General features: G+C 67.6%; 18 protein-coding genes. 5 read left to right on the plus strand and 13 right to left on the minus strand.

Translation table 11 applies throughout. The features are described 5' to 3' along the window. On the plus strand, nucleotides 1-774 hold the full coding sequence (locus VOI27_RS03080; RefSeq protein ID WP_323763822.1) for an ion transporter: 774 nt from the start codon (nucleotides 1-3) through the stop codon (nucleotides 772-774). A gap of 64 nt (nucleotides 775-838) precedes the next feature. Then, nucleotides 839-1,330: a L,D-transpeptidase family protein gene (locus VOI27_RS03085; protein ID WP_323763823.1), complete on the plus strand. Its 492-nt coding sequence runs from the start codon at nucleotides 839-841 to the stop codon at nucleotides 1,328-1,330. A gap of 130 nt (nucleotides 1,331-1,460) precedes the next feature. On the opposite strand, the gene VOI27_RS03090 is transcribed toward VOI27_RS03085, so the two are convergent. The 8 genes from VOI27_RS03090 to VOI27_RS03125 all read right to left on the minus strand — a co-directional run bounded on the left by VOI27_RS03090 (nucleotide 1,461) and on the right by VOI27_RS03125 (nucleotide 8,822). After that, a complete protein-coding gene (locus VOI27_RS03090; protein ID WP_323763824.1) occupies nucleotides 1,461-2,150 on the minus strand; it encodes a molecular chaperone DjiA in 690 nt (229 codons plus the stop codon). A 31-nt stretch (nucleotides 2,151-2,181) separates the two neighbouring features. Beyond that, nucleotides 2,182-2,670: a GNAT family N-acetyltransferase gene (locus VOI27_RS03095; protein WP_323763825.1), complete on the minus strand. Its 489-nt coding sequence runs from the start codon at nucleotides 2,668-2,670 to the stop codon at nucleotides 2,182-2,184. Then, nucleotides 2,667-3,275, minus strand: coding sequence for a VOC family protein (locus VOI27_RS03100; RefSeq protein WP_323763826.1), 609 nt, complete (start codon nucleotides 3,273-3,275; stop codon nucleotides 2,667-2,669). The genes VOI27_RS03095 and VOI27_RS03100 overlap by 4 nt, the downstream gene beginning before the upstream one ends. 123 nt (nucleotides 3,276-3,398) lie before the next feature. After that, nucleotides 3,399-3,872: an Hsp20 family protein gene (locus tag VOI27_RS03105; RefSeq protein WP_323763827.1), complete on the minus strand. Its 474-nt coding sequence runs from the start codon at nucleotides 3,870-3,872 to the stop codon at nucleotides 3,399-3,401. Between the two features lie 163 nt (nucleotides 3,873-4,035). Further along, the gene (locus tag VOI27_RS03110; protein ID WP_323763828.1) at nucleotides 4,036-4,818 is read right to left on the minus strand and encodes a trypsin-like serine peptidase; all 783 of its coding nucleotides are present in this window, start codon (nucleotides 4,816-4,818) and stop codon (nucleotides 4,036-4,038) included. Nucleotides 4,819-4,889: 71 nt separating this feature from the next. Continuing rightward, on the minus strand, nucleotides 4,890-6,179 hold the full coding sequence (gene glcF, locus VOI27_RS03115; RefSeq protein WP_323763829.1) for a glycolate oxidase subunit GlcF: 1,290 nt from the start codon (nucleotides 6,177-6,179) through the stop codon (nucleotides 4,890-4,892). Between the two features lie 3 nt (nucleotides 6,180-6,182). Next, nucleotides 6,183-7,304: an FAD-binding protein gene (locus tag VOI27_RS03120; RefSeq protein WP_323763954.1), complete on the minus strand. Its 1,122-nt coding sequence runs from the start codon at nucleotides 7,302-7,304 to the stop codon at nucleotides 6,183-6,185. 72 nt (nucleotides 7,305-7,376) lie between these two features. Beyond that, nucleotides 7,377-8,822 carry an FAD-linked oxidase C-terminal domain-containing protein gene (locus VOI27_RS03125; RefSeq protein WP_323763830.1) on the minus strand — a complete coding sequence of 482 codons (1,446 nt, stop codon included), beginning with the start codon at nucleotides 8,820-8,822 and terminating at the stop codon, nucleotides 7,377-7,379. Between the two features lie 114 nt (nucleotides 8,823-8,936). Here VOI27_RS03125 and VOI27_RS03130 point away from each other — a divergent pair, with 114 nt between their 5' ends. Then, complete coding sequence (locus tag VOI27_RS03130) at nucleotides 8,937-9,659, plus strand: DUF599 domain-containing protein (protein ID WP_323763955.1); 723 nt, start codon at nucleotides 8,937-8,939, stop codon at nucleotides 9,657-9,659. Beyond that, on the plus strand, nucleotides 9,656-10,033 hold the full coding sequence (locus tag VOI27_RS03135) for a hypothetical protein (protein WP_323763831.1): 378 nt from the start codon (nucleotides 9,656-9,658) through the stop codon (nucleotides 10,031-10,033). Before VOI27_RS03130 ends, VOI27_RS03135 begins: the two co-directional genes overlap by 4 nt. 76 nt (nucleotides 10,034-10,109) lie before the next feature. On the opposite strand, the gene VOI27_RS03140 is transcribed toward VOI27_RS03135, so the two are convergent. From VOI27_RS03140 to VOI27_RS03155, 4 genes are read right to left on the minus strand one after another with little or no spacing between them, the layout of a single operon-like run. Beyond that, nucleotides 10,110-12,149, minus strand: a complete 2,040-nt coding sequence (locus VOI27_RS03140; RefSeq protein WP_323763832.1) for a hypothetical protein — start codon at nucleotides 12,147-12,149, stop codon at nucleotides 10,110-10,112. Continuing rightward, nucleotides 12,146-14,902 carry a DUF4159 domain-containing protein gene (locus VOI27_RS03145; RefSeq protein ID WP_323763833.1) on the minus strand — a complete coding sequence of 919 codons (2,757 nt, stop codon included), beginning with the start codon at nucleotides 14,900-14,902 and terminating at the stop codon, nucleotides 12,146-12,148. The genes VOI27_RS03140 and VOI27_RS03145 overlap by 4 nt, the downstream gene beginning before the upstream one ends. Further along, the gene (locus VOI27_RS03150) at nucleotides 14,899-15,774 is read right to left on the minus strand and encodes a DUF58 domain-containing protein (protein ID WP_323763834.1); all 876 of its coding nucleotides are present in this window, start codon (nucleotides 15,772-15,774) and stop codon (nucleotides 14,899-14,901) included. The genes VOI27_RS03145 and VOI27_RS03150 overlap by 4 nt, the downstream gene beginning before the upstream one ends. After that, the gene (locus tag VOI27_RS03155; protein ID WP_323763835.1) at nucleotides 15,771-16,778 is read right to left on the minus strand and encodes a MoxR family ATPase; all 1,008 of its coding nucleotides are present in this window, start codon (nucleotides 16,776-16,778) and stop codon (nucleotides 15,771-15,773) included. The genes VOI27_RS03150 and VOI27_RS03155 overlap by 4 nt, the downstream gene beginning before the upstream one ends. 69 nt (nucleotides 16,779-16,847) lie before the next feature. On the opposite strand from VOI27_RS03155, the gene VOI27_RS03160 reads away from it, so the two are divergent. Then, entirely contained in the window at nucleotides 16,848-17,447 is a 600-nt protein-coding gene (locus VOI27_RS03160) for a DUF1285 domain-containing protein (protein WP_323763836.1), read from the plus strand. A 325-nt stretch (nucleotides 17,448-17,772) separates the two neighbouring features. On the opposite strand, the gene polA is transcribed toward VOI27_RS03160, so the two are convergent. Next, a complete protein-coding gene (gene polA / locus VOI27_RS03165) occupies nucleotides 17,773-20,574 on the minus strand; it encodes a DNA polymerase I (RefSeq protein ID WP_323763837.1) in 2,802 nt (933 codons plus the stop codon). Between the last annotated feature and the right edge of the window lie 49 nt (nucleotides 20,575-20,623).

Consider the following 20,623-nt stretch of genomic DNA (forward strand, 5'->3'; position numbering starts at 1 on the left):
ATGCGGGACAGACTGGCAGCGTGGCTGGATCAACCAAAGGTGCGCAACACGATCATCGGGGTGATCCTGTTGAATGCCGTGGTTCTCGGGCTGGAAACCTCCGACGCGGTGATGGCGCAGGCGGGTGGGTTGATCGTGGCGATCGACATGGCCTGTCTCGCGGTCTTTGTGGTGGAACTGGCGCTCAAGATGTTCGCCCAGGGGTTCGGCTTCTTCCGCCGGCCGTGGAACATCTTCGATTTCGTCATCGTCGGCATCTCGCTGGTGCCCGCAGCCCAGGGCCTCTCGGTGTTGCGTGCGCTGCGCATCCTGCGGGTGCTGCGGCTGCTGACCGTGGCGCCGCGGCTCAGACGGGTGGTCGAGGGCTTCCTGACCGCGCTGCCCGGCATGGCCAGCGTCTTCCTGCTGATGGCGCTGATCTTCTACATCGCGGCGGTGATGGCGACCAAGCTCTTCGGCACGACCTTCCCGGAGTGGTTCGGCGATCTCGGCGCCTCGGCCTATTCGCTGTTCCAGATCATGACGCTGGAGAGCTGGTCGATGGGCATCGTCCGGCCGGTGATGGAGGTCTACCCCTACGCCTGGGCGTTCTTCGTGCCCTTCATCATGGTCACCACCTTCGCGGTGGTGAACCTGCTGGTCGGCCTGATCGTCAACTCGATGCAGGACGCGCATTCCGAAGAGGACACCGCCGCCACCAACACCTACCGCGACGAGGTGCTGGTGCGGCTCGAGGCGATCGAGAAACGGCTGGAAGACGCTCAGGGCCGATAAAGCCCCTTCGCGGCCGTTTTGCCCCGTGGTATAAGGGCAAAAAACGCACACCGGGGCAGTACAGATGCGGGTTCTACGAGTTATCTTATTGATAACGCTGGCTTTCACGGCCACAGCATGCAGCAAGTTCTACACCTACACCGGCCCAGAGGTCACCCGCGTTGTTGTCGACAAGAGCGCGCGCAAGATGTACCTGCTGCATCACGCCGAGGTGCTCGAGAAATACGACGTGGGCCTGGGCTTCGCGCCGGCCGGACACAAGGGGCAGGAAGGTGACGGCCGCACCCCCGAGGGCGAATACCTGATCGACCGGCGCAACCCGAACAGCAGCTTCTACCTCTCGATCGGCATCGATTATCCCAACGAGGACGACATCCGCCGCGCCCGCGAGGCCGGGGTCAGCCCCGGCGGCGACATCTTCATCCACGGCCGCCCGCGAAAGAACCGCAAGGGCGGGCGCGACTGGACCGCGGGCTGCATCGCGGTGACCAACTCCGAGATGCGCGACGTCTACAACATGGTGCGCGACGGCACGCCGATCACCATCCTGCCCTGATCGCGCAGCCCGCAGGCACGCCGCGTGTCCCGGGCTTCTTCTGGCCAGAAATATCCCGGGGGTGAGGCCCCGCAGGCCAAGGGGCAGCGTTCCTTCCGCGCGCCGGTGCCGCGCGCTCAGGACGGCTAAATCAGGCTGGCTGGCTCTGGCTGGCCTGGATCTCCTCCCAGGCCTTGTTGATGTCGATCAGCCGCCGTTCGCTCATCCGTACCGCCTCTTCCGGCACACCGCGGGCCATCATCCGGTCGGGGTGGCTGTCGCGCACGGCGCGGCGCCAGACCTTGCGGATCTCGGCCAGCGGCATCTCGGGGCTGACGCCGAGCACTGAATAGGGGTCCTTGTCGGCATCCGGAACGAAACGGGTGCGCAGCGCCATGAACTGCCGCTCGTCAAGGCCGAAGGCGGTGGCGACATTGCGCAGAAATTCGTCTTCGGCCGGGTGATAGGCACCATCGGCGACGGCGATGTGAAACAGCCCTTCGAGCAGGTCGGTCAGCGGCGCGTCGGTGTCGGAGAACATGGCCCTTACCCGCCGCGCGTAATCCTGGTAACCGGCCACGTCCTGCCGCGCGAGGTTGAACACCCGCGCCGCCTGGGCCTCGTCCTCCGGCGCGATGAAGAACACCTCGCGAAAGGCGGTGACCTCGACCTTCTTCACCAGCCCGTCGGCCTTGGCCATCTTGGCCCCAAGCGCGATCACGGCGATGGTAAAGGCGACGCTGCGCTCGGGCGGGGTGCGCAAGCGGTCAAAGACGTCACTCAGCGGCTCGCCGGAGGCGAGCGCGGAGAGGGCGGCGGAGATGCGGGACCAGATCGACATGGGTTCAGGTTATACCGCAGCGCGGCATAAGTCAGTGTGACAATGATAACATTTTCTGCAGAAGCACCAGATCCATCCAGCGGCCGAACTTGTGACCGACCTGCGGCAGCCACGCCACCTCGGCAAAGCCGATCGCCTTGTGAAAGGCGATGCCGTCGGGGTTTTCGCCGCTGACCCCGGCAAAGAGCGAATGCACCTGATGGGCGCGGGCATGGTCCTCGAGCAGCGCCATCAGCCCGCGCCCGACGCCGCGGCCACGCGCCTCGGCGGCCAGCGCGATCGAATGCTCCTTGGTGTGGCGATAGCCCGGGCCGCCGCGAAACGGGAAGTAGCAGGCATAGCCAAGAATCCGCGTCCCATCGCAGGCCACGAAATAGGCGCCGCTGTCGCGGATCGCTGCGGCGATCTCGCGGGTGGTCTTTTCCTCGGTGGTGAAGGTCACGGCGGTGTTGCGGATCACCGGATTGATCAGGTCGCAAAGACCCGGCGCATCGCCAGCTTCGGCCGGGCGCAGAATCATCGCAGGGTGACCTCGCCGCGGGGCCCGGTCATCCGCGCCTCGAGATGCGCAGAGCCGGGCTGGAACCTGACGCGCGGCGCGTCGAGATAGGGGGCGAGCCGCTGCTGCAACCGGTCGGCCTCTGGGTGCGAGACGGTCAGGGTGTCGAGCGCGCAGCCCGAGGCGGGCAGGCTGTCGCCGGGCGGGTCCGGGCTGTCCCACTGGATCAGCGCCGGAAAGCAGCCGTCGAAGGGCAAGCGACCGTCTGTCGGCACCGCCATCCGCCATTTCAGATCGCCGCGTTCCAGCGCCACGATCTCGCCGGCCTCGGGCAGGTCGCGCAGCAGGGCCGCAAGATCGGCGGTGCGGCAAATCCACGTGGTCAAACGTGGCGGGCCGGCGAAGTCATCAAGACCGAACCAGCGCGGATGGGCCGGCGTCGGCGCCTCCGGATCAACCGAGATCGCCTCGAGATAGAGCCCCTCGGCCAGCCCCAGCAGGTGGTTGTGCGTGGCGAAATGCGAATGTTGCCCGCCGGGCCGCAGCGCCACGCCCAGCGCCGCCTCGACATGCGCGGCGGCGGCCTCGCGGCTCTGGCCAGAGATCGCGATGTGATCGAGTTGCATTCTGTCACCCTCCGGCCGCAATCATGACAGAAATCGCGACGCTCGCCAGACGGATCACCGCGGCAGACACCAAAAAGCCCCCCGGCAGCGCCGGGGGGCCTCGTCAGACAGGCGCGAACAGCCTCAGTTGACGGCTTTTGCGTCCACCACGTCCTTCTCGATCGCCTTGGTGCCATTGGCAATCTCGATCCGGCGCGGTTTCAGCGCCTCGGGGATCTCGCGCTCGAGGTCAATGTGCAGCATGCCGTTCTCATGGCTGGCACCCACCACCTTGACGTGATCGGCCAGATGGAACCGGCGCTCAAACGCACGGGTGGCGATGCCGCGGTGCAGGTAGGCGCGCTCCTGCTCGTCCTCGTCGGCCTTGCGGGCCGAGACGACCAGCGCCTGATCCTTGACCTCGACGCTCAGGTCCTCGTCGGCAAAGCCTGCGACGGCGATCGAGATGCGATAGGCATCCTCGGCGGTCTTTTCGATGTTATAGGGGGGATAGGTCTGCGACTGGACATCATTGGCCAGCACACGGTCCATCAAGTCGGCCATTTGGTCAAAGCCGACGGTTGCACGGTAGAGCGGTGCAAAATCATAGCTACGCATGGGTCATCCTCCATTGAGCGATACCATTATGTTGCGCCTTCCCCTCGGGACAGGCGCCGGAAGCGTCCAGACCCATTGTGGCGTCCGGACAGGGCAGATCTGGGGAGGGTTCGGGCGGTTTCAAGAGGGGGTTCGGCGGAAAAAACAGCCCCGCCCCCTCGCGTCAGGGCCGAATGAATTTCGCCCCGCCCGGCCGCGTCCTGTCAGAGGCTTGCCGAAACCGCGACTGCGCCGAGAGCTCGACCTTGAGCACCGCGAGCGGCTCTTCCAGCCCGGTGCCGAGCGAGACCGGCACGCCGCCCGCCTCGGCTTTGGCGGAAATCAGCGATACGATCCGCGGCTCGCCAGCGACCAGAGAGAACACCGGCGCCCCTGAGGCCCCGAAATCGGCATCGCAGGACATCACCAGCACGCCGCGCCGCCGGTCGACCACCTCGCAGGCCTCTTGCAGCGAGGGGGCATCGGCGCGGTCATGGGCATAGCTCACCACGCTGATCGGTTCGCCGGGGCCGGGGCGGTGGGCGGTATTGAACGGCAGCACCTCGGTGGTGCGGATCGGCCGAGCCAGTTGCAGCAGGGCCACGTCGTTCCTGACCTGGTCGGCGTCGGTGTTGCGGGAATAGCGATAGCGCGGATGCAGCACGGCGTGTTTCACCGCGCGATAGGCCGAGGCGCGGCCATTGCGCAGACCGGCGCTGAAGCGGATCTCGGGCGCGGTGAACTTGCGACCGGTGACCTTGTCGAACAGGCAATGCCCGGCAGTCAGCACCAGGTCGGGCGCCACCAGCACGCCGGTGCAAAAGCCCGCGGTGTCGAAATCGATCCGCCCGACGGCCTCCCAGCCACGGCTTTCGTCACCGGTGTCGAGCCGGCGCAGCCCGGCGCTTTCGGCCAGCGCCGCCGTGGTCCAGAGCAGCCCGGCGAGAACCATGATAACAACGCGCAATGTCTGCCCCCTGATGGTCTTTTCTCCGACCTAACAATCGCGTTGGGCAAAAATGCGGCGACCGCCCGGATTTATTCCGCGGTGAGCGCCCGCGGCTTCGGCCCGCCACTGGCCCAGTCCAGCAACTCGACCGTATGCACCACCGGCACCCCGGTGCCAGAGCCGATCTGCATCATGCAGCCGATATTGCCGGCCGCGATCACATCCGGCTTCACCGCCTCCAGCGTCCGCACCTTGCGCGCCTTGAGCTGCCCCGAGATCTCGGGCTGCATCAGGTTGTAGGTCCCGGCCGAGCCGCAGCAGAGGTGGCTGTCGGCGGGCTCGGCCACGGTGAAGCCGGCGCGTTTCAGCAGGGTCTTCGGATGGGTCTTGATCTTCTGCCCGTGCTGCAGCGAACAGGCGGCGTGATAGGCCACGGTCAGGCCGGTGTCGGGCCCTTCGGGCAGGTCGAGCGTCATCAGAAGTTCGCTGATGTCCATCGCGATCGCCGAGACCTTGGCGGCGTCCTGGGCCAGCGGATCGTTGCGGAACATGTGGCCGTAGTCCTTGACCGTGGTGCCGCAGCCCGAGGTGTTGATGACGATGGCATCGAGGCCGTCACCCGCCATCTCGGCCGTCCAGGCGCGGATATTGCCCACCGCCGAGGCATGGCTCTCGTCGGTCTTGCCCATGTGATGGGTCAACGCGCCGCAGCAGCCGGCGCCTTTCGCGACCACCACCTCACAGCCCAGCCGGGTCAGCAGCCGGATGGTGGCGTCGTTGATATCGGTATTCAGCGCCTTTTGCGCACAGCCCGTCATCAGCGCCACGCGTTTGCGGCGCGGGGCCTGCGCGGCAAAGCTCTGCGGATCGTCGTTGCGGCTCACCGGCGGGATCTGTTTCGGCGCCATCTCCAGCATCGCGCGCAGCCGCGGATCGGGCAGGACGCGGGCAAACGGCCGGCCGATCTTGGCCCCCAGCAGCGCCAGCCGGAACCGCCCCGGATAGGGCAGGATCCGCGCCAGCAGCCAGCGCAGCGCGCGGTCGCTCCACGGCCGGTCGTAGTTCTCTTCGATATAGGCGCGGGCATGGTCGACCAGATGCATGTAATGCACGCCGGACGGGCAGGTGGTCATGCAGGCGAGGCACGACAGGCAGCGGTCGATATGCTTGACCGTGGTCTCGTCCGGCACCCGCTCGTTCTCCAGCATGTCCTTGATCAGGTAGATCCGGCCACGCGGGCTGTCGAGCTCATCGCCCAGCACCTGGTAGGTCGGGCAGGTGGCGGTGCAAAAGCCGCAATGCACGCAGGCCCGCAGGATCTGGTTCGACCGGGCGGTGTCCGGCTTCTGCAACTGCGCTTCGGTGAATGTCGTCTGCATGTGCTACCCCATCAGCCCCGGATTGAGGATCTGCCTCGGATCGAATTTCGCCCTCAGCCCGGCCTCGAGCGCCGCCAAGGGCGACGGTTGCGGCGCAAACACCGGCTCTGCGGCGCGGCGCACAGCCGAGGCCCGGAACAGCGTCGCATGGCCCGAGCGCAGCACCCGGCGCACATCGGTGCCCTCCGGCGCCAGCAGCCAGACCAGCCCGCCGCCCCAGTCATAGACCGCCTCGACGCCCTCCAGCTGCGCCACGATCCCCGGCGCCTCGGACGGCGTCACCGAGAGCCGCCAGACCTCGCCATCGCGGCCCTGGAACGGCACCACGTCGCGGATATGACGCCAGCCCGCGGCGGTCCGCTCCGGGTCGCGCTCGACCGTAAACGTGCCGACATCCGCGAGCAGGGCCTGCAACCGGTCACAGCGATAGGCGACCGCGTTTTCCAGCCCCTCGACCCGGATCATCGTCACCGGCGCCCCGTCGACACCACGGTGCAGATGCGCCGCGCCGCTCACCTCCCAGGGCGAGCCCAGCGCCCGGCTCAGCGCCGCGATCGCCGCCGCGTCGCTCAGCCCCTCGCAAAGCAGCACGCCGGTGGCCTCTGGCTGCGGCAGCACCTTGAACGAGACCTCGCTCAGCACGCCCAACGTTCCCCAGGCACCGCTCATCAGCTTCACCAGATCATAGCCGGTGACATTCTTCATCACCCGGCCGCCGTTCTTGACCACATGGCCGGCACCATCGACAAACCGGACCCCCAGCATGAAATCCCGGCAGGCCCCGATGGTCACCCGCCGCGGCCCGCTGGCGTTCGCCGCCACAACGCCGCCGATGGTGCTCTGCCCCTCGGTGCCCAGCAGCCCACGCCAGTCGCCCGGCTCGAAGGCCAGCCGCTGGCCTTCCGCCGCCAGCGCCGCCTCGATCTCCGCGAGCGGCGTGCCGGCGCCGGCCACCATGGTCAGCGCCCCCGGCTCATAGAGCGAGATCCCCGAGAGCCCGCCGGTCTCCAGCGCCGCGCCCTCGACCGGCCGGCCCACCTCCCGCGTGCCGCCGCCGCGTATCCGCAGCGGCCCCTTGGCCGCCGCAATCATCTCCGCCAGTTCGGCCTCGGTCTCAGGTCGCATCATCCAGATCTTCTTCTGTTCACAAATACCCTCGGGGGAATCGCCCTCGGGCGATGGGGGCAGCGCCCCCTTTCATTCCGCCGCCAGCTGCCCGCGCCGCCCCTCCGAGGCATCGAGCGGAAACACCTTCGCCGGGTTCAGCAGCCAGGCCGGGTCAAACACGTCCTTCACCGCCATCTGCGCCTCCAGATCTGCGGCACCATATTGATCCCACATCAGGTCACGCTTCTCGATCCCCACCCCGTGCTCGCCGGTCAAACAGCCGCCGACCTCGACGCAGAGCTTCAGGATATCCGCCCCCAACCGCTCGCAGAGCTCGAGATCGCCGGGCTTGTTGGCATTGTAGAGGATCAGCGGATGCATGTTGCCGTCGCCGGCGTGAAACACATTGGCCACCTCGAGCCCGTAGTCGCGGCTCATCTCGCTGATCCGCCGCAGCACCAGCGGCAGCTCGTTCACCGGGATGGTGCCGTCGAGGCACATGTAATCGTTGATCTGCCCCATGGCGCCAAAGGCCGACTTCCGCCCCAGCCAGATCCGCCCGGCCTCATCGGCATCGCGCGCCTCGCGCAACTCCAGCGGATCGTGCCGTTCGGCGATGGCTTTGATCCGGGCCAGCTGGTCGTCAATCTCCGCCTCAGAGCCCTCGACCTCGACGATCAGCAGCGCCTCGCAATCGGGATAGCCGGCATGGGCGAAATCCTCGCAGGCGCGGATGCAGGGTCGGTCCATGAACTCGATCGCTACTGGCAGGATGCCGGCCTTGATGATGTCGGAGACGCAAGCGCCCGCCACCTCGTTGCTGTCGAATCCCATCAGCACCGGCCGCGCGCCCTCGGGTTTCGGCAGGATGCGCAGGGTGGCCTCGGTCACCACGCCAAGCTGCCCCTCCGAGCCGCAGATCACCCCCAGCAGATCAAGCCCGCCGGCGTCCATATGCGCGCCGCCGATCTCGACCACGCTGCCATCCATCAGCACCATGGTGACGCCCAGCAGGTTGTTGGTGGTCACGCCGTATTTGAGGCAATGCGCCCCGCCTGAGTTCATCGCGATATTGCCGGCAATGGCGCAGGCCAGCTGCGACGAGGGATCGGGCGCATAGAAGAACCCGTCCGCCTCCACCGCGCCGGTGACGCTGAGGTTGGTGCGCCCGGTCTGCACCCGGATCACCCGGTTGGCATAGTCGGTCTCGAGCACCGCGTTCATCCGCGCCACGCCGAGGATCACGCAATCCGCCGTCGGCAGCGCGCCGCCGGCCAGCGAGGTGCCGGCCCCGCGCGGCACCACCGGCACGCCCATCTGGTGACAGATCCGCAACACCGCCGCCACCTCCTCGGTGCGCGCCGGCAGCACCGCCACCATCGGCGGACAGCGATAGGCCGACAGCGCGTCGCACTCATAGGCCCGCAGCTCGGCCTCTGCGTGGATCACGCCAGAGGGCCCGAGAACCTTGCCGAGCCGGGCCACCAGTTCTGATTTCTGCGCCAGCCGCTCGGGCCGGGGAGGGGGCATGTCCATGGCGATCTCCTGACATTGGTAAGAAAATATAACCAATTGCTTAAAAATGGCAAGCCGCAGTCTGCCCATGCGCCTCTTCCGCTAGCTCCGCGCCGCGGTTAGGGTGCCGCCATGATGACATGGAGCGACCGCCTCAGCCTCTTCACGCCGTGGGATTACGCCGCCGTCGCGCTGCTGTTCCTGGCCTGGATCGGCATCGGCCTGCTGATCGAGAACGCCGGCAAGCGCGGCTCGGTCTCGAACCTCACCACTGAATACCGGATTGCCTGGATGGAGCAGATGGTCACCCGCGATCCGCGCATCTTCGACAGCCAGATCCTCGGTATCCTGCGCCAGGGCACGGCGTTCTTTGCCTCGGCCTGCATGATCGCCATCGGCGGCATGCTGGCGCTGATCGGCAATGCCGAGCGGCTGGCCGGCGTGGCGCAGGATCTCACCCTCGAGACCGCGCCGATCTTTGTCTGGGAGTTCAAGCTCCTGCTGGTCATCCTGCTGGTGGTCAACGGCTTTCTCAAGTTCGTCTGGTCGCACCGGCTGTTCGGCTATTGCGCGGTGCTGATGGCGGCGGTGCCCAATGATCCGGCCGATCCCGCGGCCTATCCGAGGGCGCGCAAGGCGGCCGCGCTCAACGTCACCGCCGCACGCAGTTATAACAGGGGATTACGATCAATTTACTTCGCCATGGCCGCCACGGCATGGCTATTGGGGGCGGTTCCACTCATAGTGGCGGTGCTGTTCACGCTGGCCGTGGTCTACCGCCGGGAGTTCGCCTCGCAATCGCGCGAGGCGCTGCTTGCCGACGAAGGACAGGACCCGCAAACCCCGGAGATCCGATGATCCGCGCCGCACTTGCCGCCCTGTTCCTGCTGCAGCCACTGGCCGCCGCCGCCGCCGAACCTGAAATCGTCGAAGTCCGGGTGAGCAAGCCTGACATGGGCTGGCTGTTCAAGGTCACCGTGCGGCACCCCGACGCCGGCTGGGATCACTTTGCCGACGGCTGGGAGGTGCTCGACCGCCACGGCCGCCGGCTCGGGTATCGCAAGCTGGCGCACCCGCATGTGCACGAACAGCCCTTCACCCGCTCGCTGCGCGGGGTGATGGTTCCGGACGGCATCCGCATGGTGCTGATCCGCGCCCATTGTTCGGAACACGGCTGGGCCTCGAAACCGGTCAAGGTCAAGCTCTCGCCCGCAGGCCGCGGCAGCTACTGAGCGTCATCCAGCCCGTCTTCTGGCCGGAAATATTCCCGGGCGAGTCCGGAAAGGACGGGGGGCAGCGCCCCCATTCCTACCGCCGCCCCTCGCGCAGCCAGGCCCCGACAATCAGCCCCGATGCCAAAAGCAGCACCAGCCAAGCCGGCAGCAGCGGCACCTGGGTCACGTCGCGGGTCTCGAAGGCGCCGCGCGGCGTCAGCCCGATCCAGCCACGGCCAGCCGCGGGCCGTCCCTCGCGCACGTTGCGAATTCGCGGCAGACCGTCATCCAGTTGCAGCACCCCGCCGCGCAGGCTGCCCACCAGTGGCTCGAGCACATCGCCGGTGGCGATGGTCTGCTCGAATTCCTTCGGCGCCGCCGGCCCCAGCCCGATCACGCTTTCCAAATCGCCGTCGCGCAGCCGGTAGAGCCCGATCTCAGGCCCCTCATGCACCGCCTCGAAGCGCCCGGGGCTGACCTCTTCCAGCTCCAGCACCACCTCTGAACCATCCGGGCCGATCACTGTCACCGGCCCGGCCTCTTCCGCCAGGGTGCGGCGGATGATCCTCATGGTCTGGCCATTGGCCTCGGCATAGAGCGTCTCTTCCTCGAGTTCCGGCTCCTTCATCATCCAATGCGCAAGCCGCCGCAGCAGCTCGAGTTGCGGCCCGCCGCCCTCGAAACCGCGCGACCAGAGCCAGGCGTGATCCGAGGCCAGAAGCGCCACGCGCCCCTCGCCGACCCGGTCGAGCACCAAGAGGGGCTTGTCTTCGACGCCCGACATCAGCACGTCGCCGCGCTCCGGCGTCACCTCGATCTGGCGCAGCCAGCGGCCCCAGCTCTCGGGATCGCCAAGGCCCACGGTCACCGGGTGGCGCGCGCCCTGGTCTGTCACTTTCGGTGCATAGCCCTGTTCGATCACCCGCGCGGTGGGCGCGGCCGGCACCACCGACGACAGTGGCGAGCGATAGAGCGAATCGGCGCTGGCGAAATCTGGCCCCGAGGCGATCAGCACCGCGCCGCCCTCCTCGACATAGCGCGCGACGTTGTCGAGGTAGATCGCCGGCAGGATGCCGCGGCGCTTGTAGCGGTCGAAAATGATCAGGTCGAAGTCGTCGATCTTTTCCAGAAACAGCTCGCGGGTCGGAAAGGCGATCAGCGACAGTTCCCGCACCGGCACGCCATCCTGCTTCTCCGGCGGGCGCAGGATGGTGAAATGCACCAGGTCGACGGAACTGTCGGATTTCAGCAGGTTGCGCCAGGTCCGCCCGCCGGGATGCGGCTCGCCAGAGACCAGCAGCACCCGCAGCCGGTCGCGCACGCCGTTGATCTGGATCAGCGCAGTGTTGTTGCGCTCGGTCAACTCGCCCTCGGCCTCCGGCACGGTGAATTGCAGCACGTTGCGGCCGCCATGGGGCAGGGTGACGGGGATCTCGATGTCCTCGCCCAGCGGCACGTCAAACGCCATCGGCGCGCCGCCGTCGATCGAGACTTGCAGTTCGGTCTGAAGTGCCTCTGGCGCGGCGCCGCTGTCCTCGACCCGCAGGGTCAGGGTCACCGGCTCGCCGAGGATGGCAAAGGCCGGCGCGTTGGAAACGATCAGCCGCCGGTCCCAATCGGTCTCGTGCCCGGTCATCAGCAGGTGCATCGGCGCCGGCAGTTGCGGCGCGCGGGCCATGTCGTGCACCCGGCCATCCGACAGCGCGATGACGCCGGCGATCCGCGCCCGAGGTTCCTCGGCCAGCGCGGTGTTGAGCGCGGTCATCAGCTGGGTGCCGAGATCGCCTTCGCCATCGCCCACCGTGACCCGCCGCACCTCGGTGTTGTCGCGCGCCGAGAGCTGTGCCTCGAGCGTCGCGGCGGCCTGCGCGGTCACCTCGGCGCGGTCACCCAGCTGCTGCGAGGCACTCTTGTCCTCGACCAGCATAACGATGTCGGTGAGCGGCGCGCGGTCTTCCTCCTGATAGGCCGGCTGCGCCAGCGCGGCCAGCACCACCAGCCCGCCCAGAAGCCTGAGGCCCCAGCCCGAGAGCCCGCGCCAGAGCGCCAGTCCGGCGGCGAAAAGCACCAGCAGGCCGACGCCGGCCAGCACCGGCCAGGGCAGCATGGGGTCGAAGATCACGGTTCCGGTCATTGGCCCAACCTGTCGAGCAGAGCAGGCACATGCACCTGGTCCGATTTGTAGTTGCCGGTCAGCACATGCATGATCAGGTTGACCCCGAAGCGATAGGCCAGCTCGCGCTGGCGTTCACCGGCATAGCCGCGGCCCACCGGGTAGATCGGCGCGCCGCTGTCATCCATCGCCCAGGCCGCCGCCCAGTCATTGCCGCCGATCACCACCGGTGTCACCCCGTCGTTGAGGTTGCGGAAAGGCATGCCCTCGATCCGCTCGGCATCCGGCGGCGCGGCCTCGACCCAGACATCGCGGCCGGCGTGGCGGCCGGGGAAATCCTGCAGCAGGTAGAAGGTGCGGGTCAGCACGTGATCCTCTGGCACCGGTTCCAGCGGCGGAATGTCGAGCGGCTGCGCCAGCCGTTGCAGCCGCTGGCCATTGGGCGAGGCGGCGCCGAAGCTGGCGATATCGGCGTCACGGGTGTCAAACAGGATCATCCCGCCGGAGCGCAGGTATTCGTTGAGCTTGCTATAGGCGACGTCCGAGGGGATCGGCTGATCCGCCGTCACCGGCCAGTAGAGGAAGGGGAAAAAGGCCAGCTCGTCGGTCTCGAGGTCGACGCCGATCGGCTCGGCGGGCTCGACCGAGGTGCGGAAGAACAGTGTCTCGCTCAGCCCGGTCAACCCCTCATAGGCCATCTGGTCGAGCTGCGGATCGCCGGTGAGCACATGCGCCAGCACCACCTCCGAGGTCACCGAGAGGGCAAAATCATCGTCGCTCTGCGCCACAGCGCGCTCTGGCAGCGTGGCCAATGCCAGGAGTACAATCGCGGCGGTCTTCATCCCGCCGGTGAGCCGCCCGGCCAGCGCCAGCGAGGCCACCACGTCGACCGCCAGCAGCGCCAGCGCCAGGCTCAGCAGCAGCCCGGCAAGCGAAGTTTCCTGGGGTCGGCTCAGGCCTTCGACCGGAATGCGTGCCGGCCAGTCGGCGGCAGCAAGCACGGTCTCGGCGGTGATCACGTTGCGCGCCAGCCGCCGATCTTCGGACTGGTAGAGCCCGGGCAGCAGGTCGGGGCCGAGCGCAGCACTCACCAGCTCCGGCCCCTCGACACCGGGCCGTGTGCCGGCATCCCGCAGCGTGCCGAAGGCATCCATCACCTGCAGCGGCTCCCATGTGGTGCCCTCGAGGCTCTCGGCGTCCGGCGTGGTGGCCGAGGACGAGACCGCCAGCCGGTCGAGCATCTGCACGAAGAGGCCCGAGAGCGGCAGCGTCGACCATTCGGCATTGGCGGTGACATGCACCAGCACCACCTGCCCCTGCTCGATCCGCTTGCGGGTCACCAGCGGCGTGCCGTCGGCGAGCTGCGCGATCACCCGGTCGGCCAGCACCGGATCGGGCTGCGCCATCACCTGCGCGCTGACCCGCACGTCTTCGGGCACCGGCAGCCCGGCAAAGGGGCTGTCCTCGGCAAAGGGCGCCAGCGCCTTGGGCTCGCCCCAGGACATCGCCCCGCCCACGGTGCGGCCGCCGGCGCGCAGGCGTACCGGCATCAGCGGGTCTTCCGTCGCACGGCTGACGTCCGAGGCGGCCAGCCGCGGCCCGGCAAAGCGCAGCAGCAGCCCGCCCTGTTCCACCCAATCGGTCAGCGCCTGTTCCTCGGCCGGCGCCAGCGTCGCCACATCCGCCAGCACCACCACGTCGGGGTTGGCCGGCAGGATATCGGTCAGCGCGCCCTGCAGCAGGTCGGCATTGGGCTCCAGCGCCTTTTCCAGGTAGTGCAGCGGCGACAGCAGCTCGAGCCCCTCGCGGTCATCGCGCCCGGCGATCAGCGCCACTTCGCGGCGGCGCAGCGAATCGTCCGAGAGCGCCACCGCCCCGGCCGAGCGCTGGCCCTCGACCTCGAAGCGGGTGATCCTTCCGCGCAGCTCGGCGGGCAGCGAGAGCGAGACCTGCGCCTCGGCCTCGTCATCGGCAAACTCCGCCCCGGCGCGGGCCAGCACCGCGGCATTGCCAGAGGGGTCGCGGCCATGGGCGGCGATCTGGGCTGCGGTGCTGCCGGCGGTGGTCACCCGCCGCAGGGTCAGCTCGATTGCACCCTCCTCGAAGCCCGGCGGCGCCATCACCACCAGCGGCCGCGCCGATTGCACCACCCGCACCATGCCGCGCGTCTCCAGCGCGGCGAGGAAATCGCTCCGCCCGTCATGCGCCAGCCCGTCCGAGAGCCAGAGCGTGTCGAACCTGTCCTCACCCAGCGCCTCGACAGCCTCGGCATAGGAGTCTTCGCCCGGCAGCCAGGGCTCCGGTGCGAGACCGGGCAGGCGCGAGCGCCAGGTCTCGGCGGCCTGGAATTGCAGCGGCTCGGGATCGGTCACCTTGAGCATCGCCACCCTGCGGCCATCGCGCTGTGCCTCGAGCAACAGCGCCTCGAGCGCCTCCTGCTGCGCCGCCCAGTCGCCGGCGCTGGCCCAGCTGGCATCCATCGCGATCAGGAGCGGGCCGGAGCCACGCTCGCCGGCCTCGCGCGGGTTGAGGATCGGGCCGGCCAGCCCGAGGATCACCGCCGCCACCGCGAGGATGCGCAAGAGCAGCAGCCACCACGGGGTGCGGTCGGTGACCTGGTCGTCGTCCTTCAGCCCGAGCAGCAGCACCACGGCGGGAAACATCCGCCGGATCGGCGCTGGCGGCACCGCGCGCAGGATGATCCAGAGGATCGGCAGCGCCAAGAGCCCCAGAAGCAACCAGGGAGAGAGAAACCCGATACCGAATACAGTCATCTTACGCCTTCCATCGCCCGATAGAGCCAGAGCAGCGCCTCATGCGCCGAGCGGTCGGTGTGATGCACGCTGTATTGCCAGCCGGTCGCCCGAGACACACGCGTCAGCCAGTCCTTGCGCTCGGCCAGCCGCTGCAGATAGCGCTCGCGCAACTCGTTGGCCTTCAGCGTCTCGTGCCGGACCGTCTTGCCGACGCTTTCAAAGACGGTGCGGCCGCGGAACGGAAAGGCCTCTTCGCTGGGGTCGAGCACCTGCAGGATCACCCCGCGCACGCCCCGGTCGGCCGCCTTGGTCAACGCGGCCTCGACCGGGGCGCTGTCGGCGAGGAAATCCGAAATGAAGATTGCCCGGGCATGCGGCAGCATCAGGCGGGCTTCGGGCTCGGCATAATCCTCGGGCTGGTCGGTGGAAAACGCCTCTGCCAGCCGGATCAGCTGCGGCTCGCCACGGCGCGGTGGCAGGCTGCCGCCGGTCAGCCCGACCCGCTCGCCGCCGCGGATCAGCAGGATCGCCGTCGCCATGGCGATCAGCCGCGCGCGGTCGCCCTTCTCGGGCAGCGCCTTGTCAGAGGCAAAGCGCATCGAGGCCGCCTGATCGACCCAGAGCATCACGCTCTGGGCGATCTGCCATTCGCGTTCGCGCACATAGGTGCCATCGGAGCGGGCCGAGCGCCGCCAGTCGACGCTGCGCCGCCGGTCGCCCGGTTGCGCCGGGCGGTATTGCCAGAAATCGTCGCCCATGCCGGCGCGGCGGCGGCCGTGTTCACCCAAAAGCACCGTGCCGGCCAGATGTTCAGCCCGGGCCAGCAGCGGCGGCAGGGTGGCGGCCTCTTCCTCGGATCTTGCGCGCAGATGGGCGGGGGTTTGGCTCACGCAGCCGCCTCGGCCCGCATCAGGCCGGTTGCCGTCTCGTCGATCAGCCCGCTGAGCGACATGCCGCGCGCCCGCGCCGCGAAGTTGAGCGCCATGCGGTGGCTCAGCACCGGCCGCGCCATGTCGAGCACATCCTCGACCGAGGGCGCCAGCCGGCCGTCGATCAGCGCCCTGGCGCGGACCGTCAGCATCAGCGCCTGCGCCGCCCGCGGGCCGGGGCCCCAGGCGACGTTTTCGCGCACCTTGTCAGAGGCTTCCGGCTCGTCGGGGCGGAAGGCACGCACCAGATCGAGGATCATCTCGACCACGCTTTCGCCCACTGGCATCCGCCTGAGCAACATCTGCGCCGCGATCAGCTCTTCGGCGGTAAAGACCGCATGCGCCGCCTCTTCGGTGGCGCCGGTGGTGGCGAGCAGGATGTCACGCTCGGTGTCGCGGTCGGGGTAGAGCACGTCGATCTGCACCAGGAAGCGGTCGAGCTGCGCCTCTGGCAGGGGGTAGGTGCCTTCCTGCTCGATCGGGTTCTGGGTGGCCAACACGTGGAACGGCGCATCAAGGATGCGGTTTTCGCCGGCGACGGTGACCTGCTTCTCCTGCATCGCCTGCAAAAGCGCCGATTGCGTGCGCGGGCTGGCGCGGTTGATCTCGTCGGCCATCAGCAGCTGGCAGAACACCGGCCCTTCGATGAACTTGAAGGCGCGCGAGCCATCCGAGGAGGTCTCCAGCACTTCAGAGCCGAGGATATCGGCCGGCATCAGGTCGGGGGTGAACTGGATGCGGTTGCCGTGCAGGCCCATCACGGTCGAGAGGGTCTCGACCAGCCGGGTCTTGCCGAGGCCGGGCAGGCCGATCAGCAGCGCGTGACCGCCGCAGAGCAGCGCCGAGAGCGTCAGGTCGACGACCCGCTCCTGGCCGATGAAGCGCTTGGTGATCGAGGCGCGTGCCAGGGCCAGCTTCTCCTCGAGCGCCTCGATATCGGCGACGAGATCGGGGACGTCATTCATGAAAAAGGCTCCTTGCACACTATGTCCTTGGCTGTGAGTGTATCGTTGAAACGGGAAATGGCAAAAGCAATGACGTCACAAAATCGCGTGCAGCCTTCGGCCGAGGGCATCGCCGCCTCGGCCAAGGCGGCGTCGAAAGGCGCCAAGGGCAAGGGTCTGCCGCCGGTGCACCTGTGGAATCCGCCGGACTGCGGCGATCTCGACATGCGGATCGCGCGGGACGGGACGTGGTACTACCTCGGCACGCCGATCGGGCGAAGGGAGCTGGTGCGGCTGTTCTCGACCATCCTGCGCAAGGACGGCGAGCGCTACGTGCTGGTGACCCCGGTCGAGAAGGTGGGGATCGTGGTCGATGATGCGCCCTTCGTGGCGGTGGATTTCGAGGTCTCCGGCGAAGGGGCCGACCAGGTGCTGACCTTCGAGACCAACGTCGGCGATGTCACGGTGGCGGGCCCCGAGGCGCCGATCCGGGTGGCGCGCGATGCCGAGACCGGCGAGCCGTCGCCGTATGTGCTGGTGCGGGCGGAGCTCGACGCGTTGATCGATCGCAAGAGTTTCTACCGGCTGGTGGAGATCGGAGTGCATCACGAGGTGGAGGGCGAGCGTTGGTTCGGGCTGTGGTCTTCAGGGACGTTCTTTCCGGTGATTCCCTCGGCGGAATTGCCGTGACCGCGTCCCGGCGTGATCCGGAACCTCTTCGTATCGAACGGGAGGCCCCGGATCAGGTCCGGGGCGGGGTTGGCTAATTCGGAACTGAGCCGGGCCGGCGGCTGCCCGCGGGGTGCCGCTGCTCCGGTGCGATGAGCCACTTTAACCCGGCAAAGCCCGCAGAACCTCTGACCGATGCGCTTGTCGCAACCAAAGCGGCAGCCCGTCACGCCAAAGTCGTGCCACTTTCATCGGCGCACCTTTGGTGCAGCCGCTGGCCCGGCGGGCTGCGACCTTGTCCCGGGTCAGAGTTGACGCAAGGCAGCCGGGCCGGATCACCAAGCCCTCAGTGCGCCTCCGCCCAGTTCGCCCCTTGCCCGGCGTCCGCCACCAGCGGCACGTCGAGCTTCACCACCGGGTCCGCCGCGCCTTCCATCACCGCGCGCGCCCGGGCGATCAGCTCCTCGGCCGCCGACGCCTCCACTTCGAACAGCAGTTCATCGTGCACCTGCAACAACATCCGCGCCGGCAGCCCGGCGATCGCGTCGGGCATCCGGATCATCGCCCGGCGGATGATATCAGCTGCCGTCCCCTGGATCGGCGCGTTGATCGCCGCGCGCTTGGCAAAACCGGCATGCGGCCCCTTGGCGCCGATCTCCGGCGTGTGGATCTGCCGACCGAACAGCGTTTCGACGCGCTTGTGTTCCTTGGCGAAGGCCACGGTCTGGTCCATGTACTCCTTGATCCCCGGAAAGCGCTCGAAGTAGCGGTCGATGAAGCCCTGCGCATCGGCCCGCGGAATCCGCAGGTTGCGCGCCAGACCGAAGCCGGAAATGCCGTAGATCACCCCGAAGTTGATCGCCTTGGCCTGACGCCGCACCTCCGGTGTCATTTCGTCCAGCGGAACACCGAACATCTCCGAGGCGGTGGCGGCGTGAATGTCCTGGCCCTCTCGGAACGCCTGCTTCAGCGCTTCGATGTCCGCGATATGCGCCAGAATGCGCAGCTCGATCTGCGAATAGTCGAGCGAGACCAAAACGTTGCCCGGCTCCGCCACAAAGGCCTCGCGGATGCGCCGGCCTTCCTCGGTGCGGATCGGGATGTTCTGCAGGTTCGGATCGGTCGAGGCGAGGCGGCCGGTGTTGGCCCCGGCGATCGAGTAGCAGGTGTGCACCCGGAGGGTCTCGGGGTGGATATGCTCCTGCAGCGCGTCGGTATAGGTCGATTTCAGCTTGCTGAGCTGCCGCCAGTCGAGCACCCGCGCCGGCAGGTCGTGCACCGTGGCCAGATCCTCGAGGATATCGGCGCCGGTGGCATAGGCGCCGGTCTTGCCCTTCTTGCCGCCTTCGATGCCCATCTCGTCGAACAGGATCTCGCCCAGCTGCTTGGGGCTCCCGACGTTGAACTTGCGCCCCGCCAATTGGTGGATCTCATCCTCCAGCGCCGCCATCTTTTGCGAAAACGCGTTCGACATGCGCGAGAGCGTGTCGCGGTCGACCTTGATGCCGTGCATTTCCATCTCGGCCAGCACCGGCACCAACGGCCGTTCCATCCGCTCGTACACCCGAGTCACGCCCTTGCGGTGCAGCTGCGGCTTGAACGCCTGCCAGAGCCGCAGGGTGATATCGGCATCCTCGGCGGCATAGCGCGTCGCCTTGTCGATCTCGACCTTGTCGAAGGTGATCTGGCTCTTGCCGCTGCCCAGAAGCTCCTTGATCGGGATCGGCGCATGCGACAGGTAGCGTTCCGAGAGTGCGTCCATGCCGTGATTGTGCAGCCCGGCGTTCATCGCGTAGGACATCAGCATGGTGTCATCGATCGGTGCGACGGCGATGCCATTGCGGGCAAAGATCTTGGCGTCATACTTCATGTTCTGGCCGATCTTGAGCACCGCCGGGTCCTCGAGCAGCGGTTTCAGCAGGGCGAGGCACGCGTCAAAGCCCATCTGTCCCTCGGCCAGATCGTCGGAGCCGAAGAGATCGTCGGTCGACGACGCCCGGTGCATCAGAGGGATGTAGCAGGCCTGCCCGGGCGCGACGCAAAGCGAGATGCCCACCAGCTCGGCGCGCATGTCGTTGAGGCTGGTGGTCTCGGTGTCCACCGCCACGTAGCCGCGGTCGTTGATCCGGTCGATCCAGGGCTGCAGCGCGGCGGCATCGCGGATGCATTCATAGGTGTCCGCGTCGAACGGCGCCTGCTCGGCCGGGCTGTCCTCGGCATCGCCCGGCACCGGCTCGGGCACCGCCGGCGCCGCGACACCCAGCTTGTCGGAGATCCGTTTGGTCAGGGTGCGGAATTCCATCTCGGCGAGAAACGCCAGCAGCGGCTCGGCCTGCGGTTCGCGCACCTCGAGATCATCCAGCGTGAAGGGCAGCACCATGTCGCAATCAAGCTGCACCAGCTTCTTGGAAATCTCGATCTGTTCGCGCTTCTCGATCAGGGTCTGGCGGCGTTTCGGTTGCTTAATCTCCTCGGCGCGGTCCAAAAGCTCTTCGAGCGTCCCGAATTCGTTGATCAGCAGTGCCGCGGTCTTGATGCCGATGCCGGGCGCGCCGGGCACGTTGTCGACAGAGTCGCCGGCCAGCGCCTGCACGTCGACCACCCGCTCGGGGCCGACGCCGAACTTTTCGATCACGCCCTCGCGGTCGATGCGTTTGTTCTTCATCGGGTCAAGCATGTCGACACCGTCGCCCACCAGCTGCATCAGGTCTTTGTCAGAGGACAATATTGTCACCCGCCCGCCGGCCTCGCGCGCCTGACAGGCCAGCGTGGCGATGATGTCGTCGGCCTCGAAGCCTTCGATCTCCTTGCAGGCGATGTTGAACGCCTCGGTGGCGCGCCGGGTCAGCGGGATCTGCGGCCGCAGGTCTTCGGGCATCGCCTCGCGGTTGGCCTTGTAGAGATCATAGAGATCGTTGCGGAAGGTATGGCTGCCCTTGTCGAAGATCACCGCCACATGGGTCGGCGCGTCGGGCCCGGCGTTGTCCTCGACGAACTTCTGCAGCATGTTGCAGAAGCCAGAGACCGCGCCGATCGGCAGCCCGTCGGACTTGCGCACCAGCGGCGGCAGCGCGTGATAGGCGCGAAAGATATAGGCCGATCCGTCGATCAGATGCAGGTGGCATCCCTTGCCGAATTGTTGCGTCATCGCGCATCCCTCCACTGGCGTCGGCCCGTTTCATGCCACGCCGCGCCGG

It is taken from the genome of Marinovum sp. (assembly GCF_034669705.1).
Taxonomy (GTDB): domain Bacteria; phylum Pseudomonadota; class Alphaproteobacteria; order Rhodobacterales; family Rhodobacteraceae; genus Marinovum.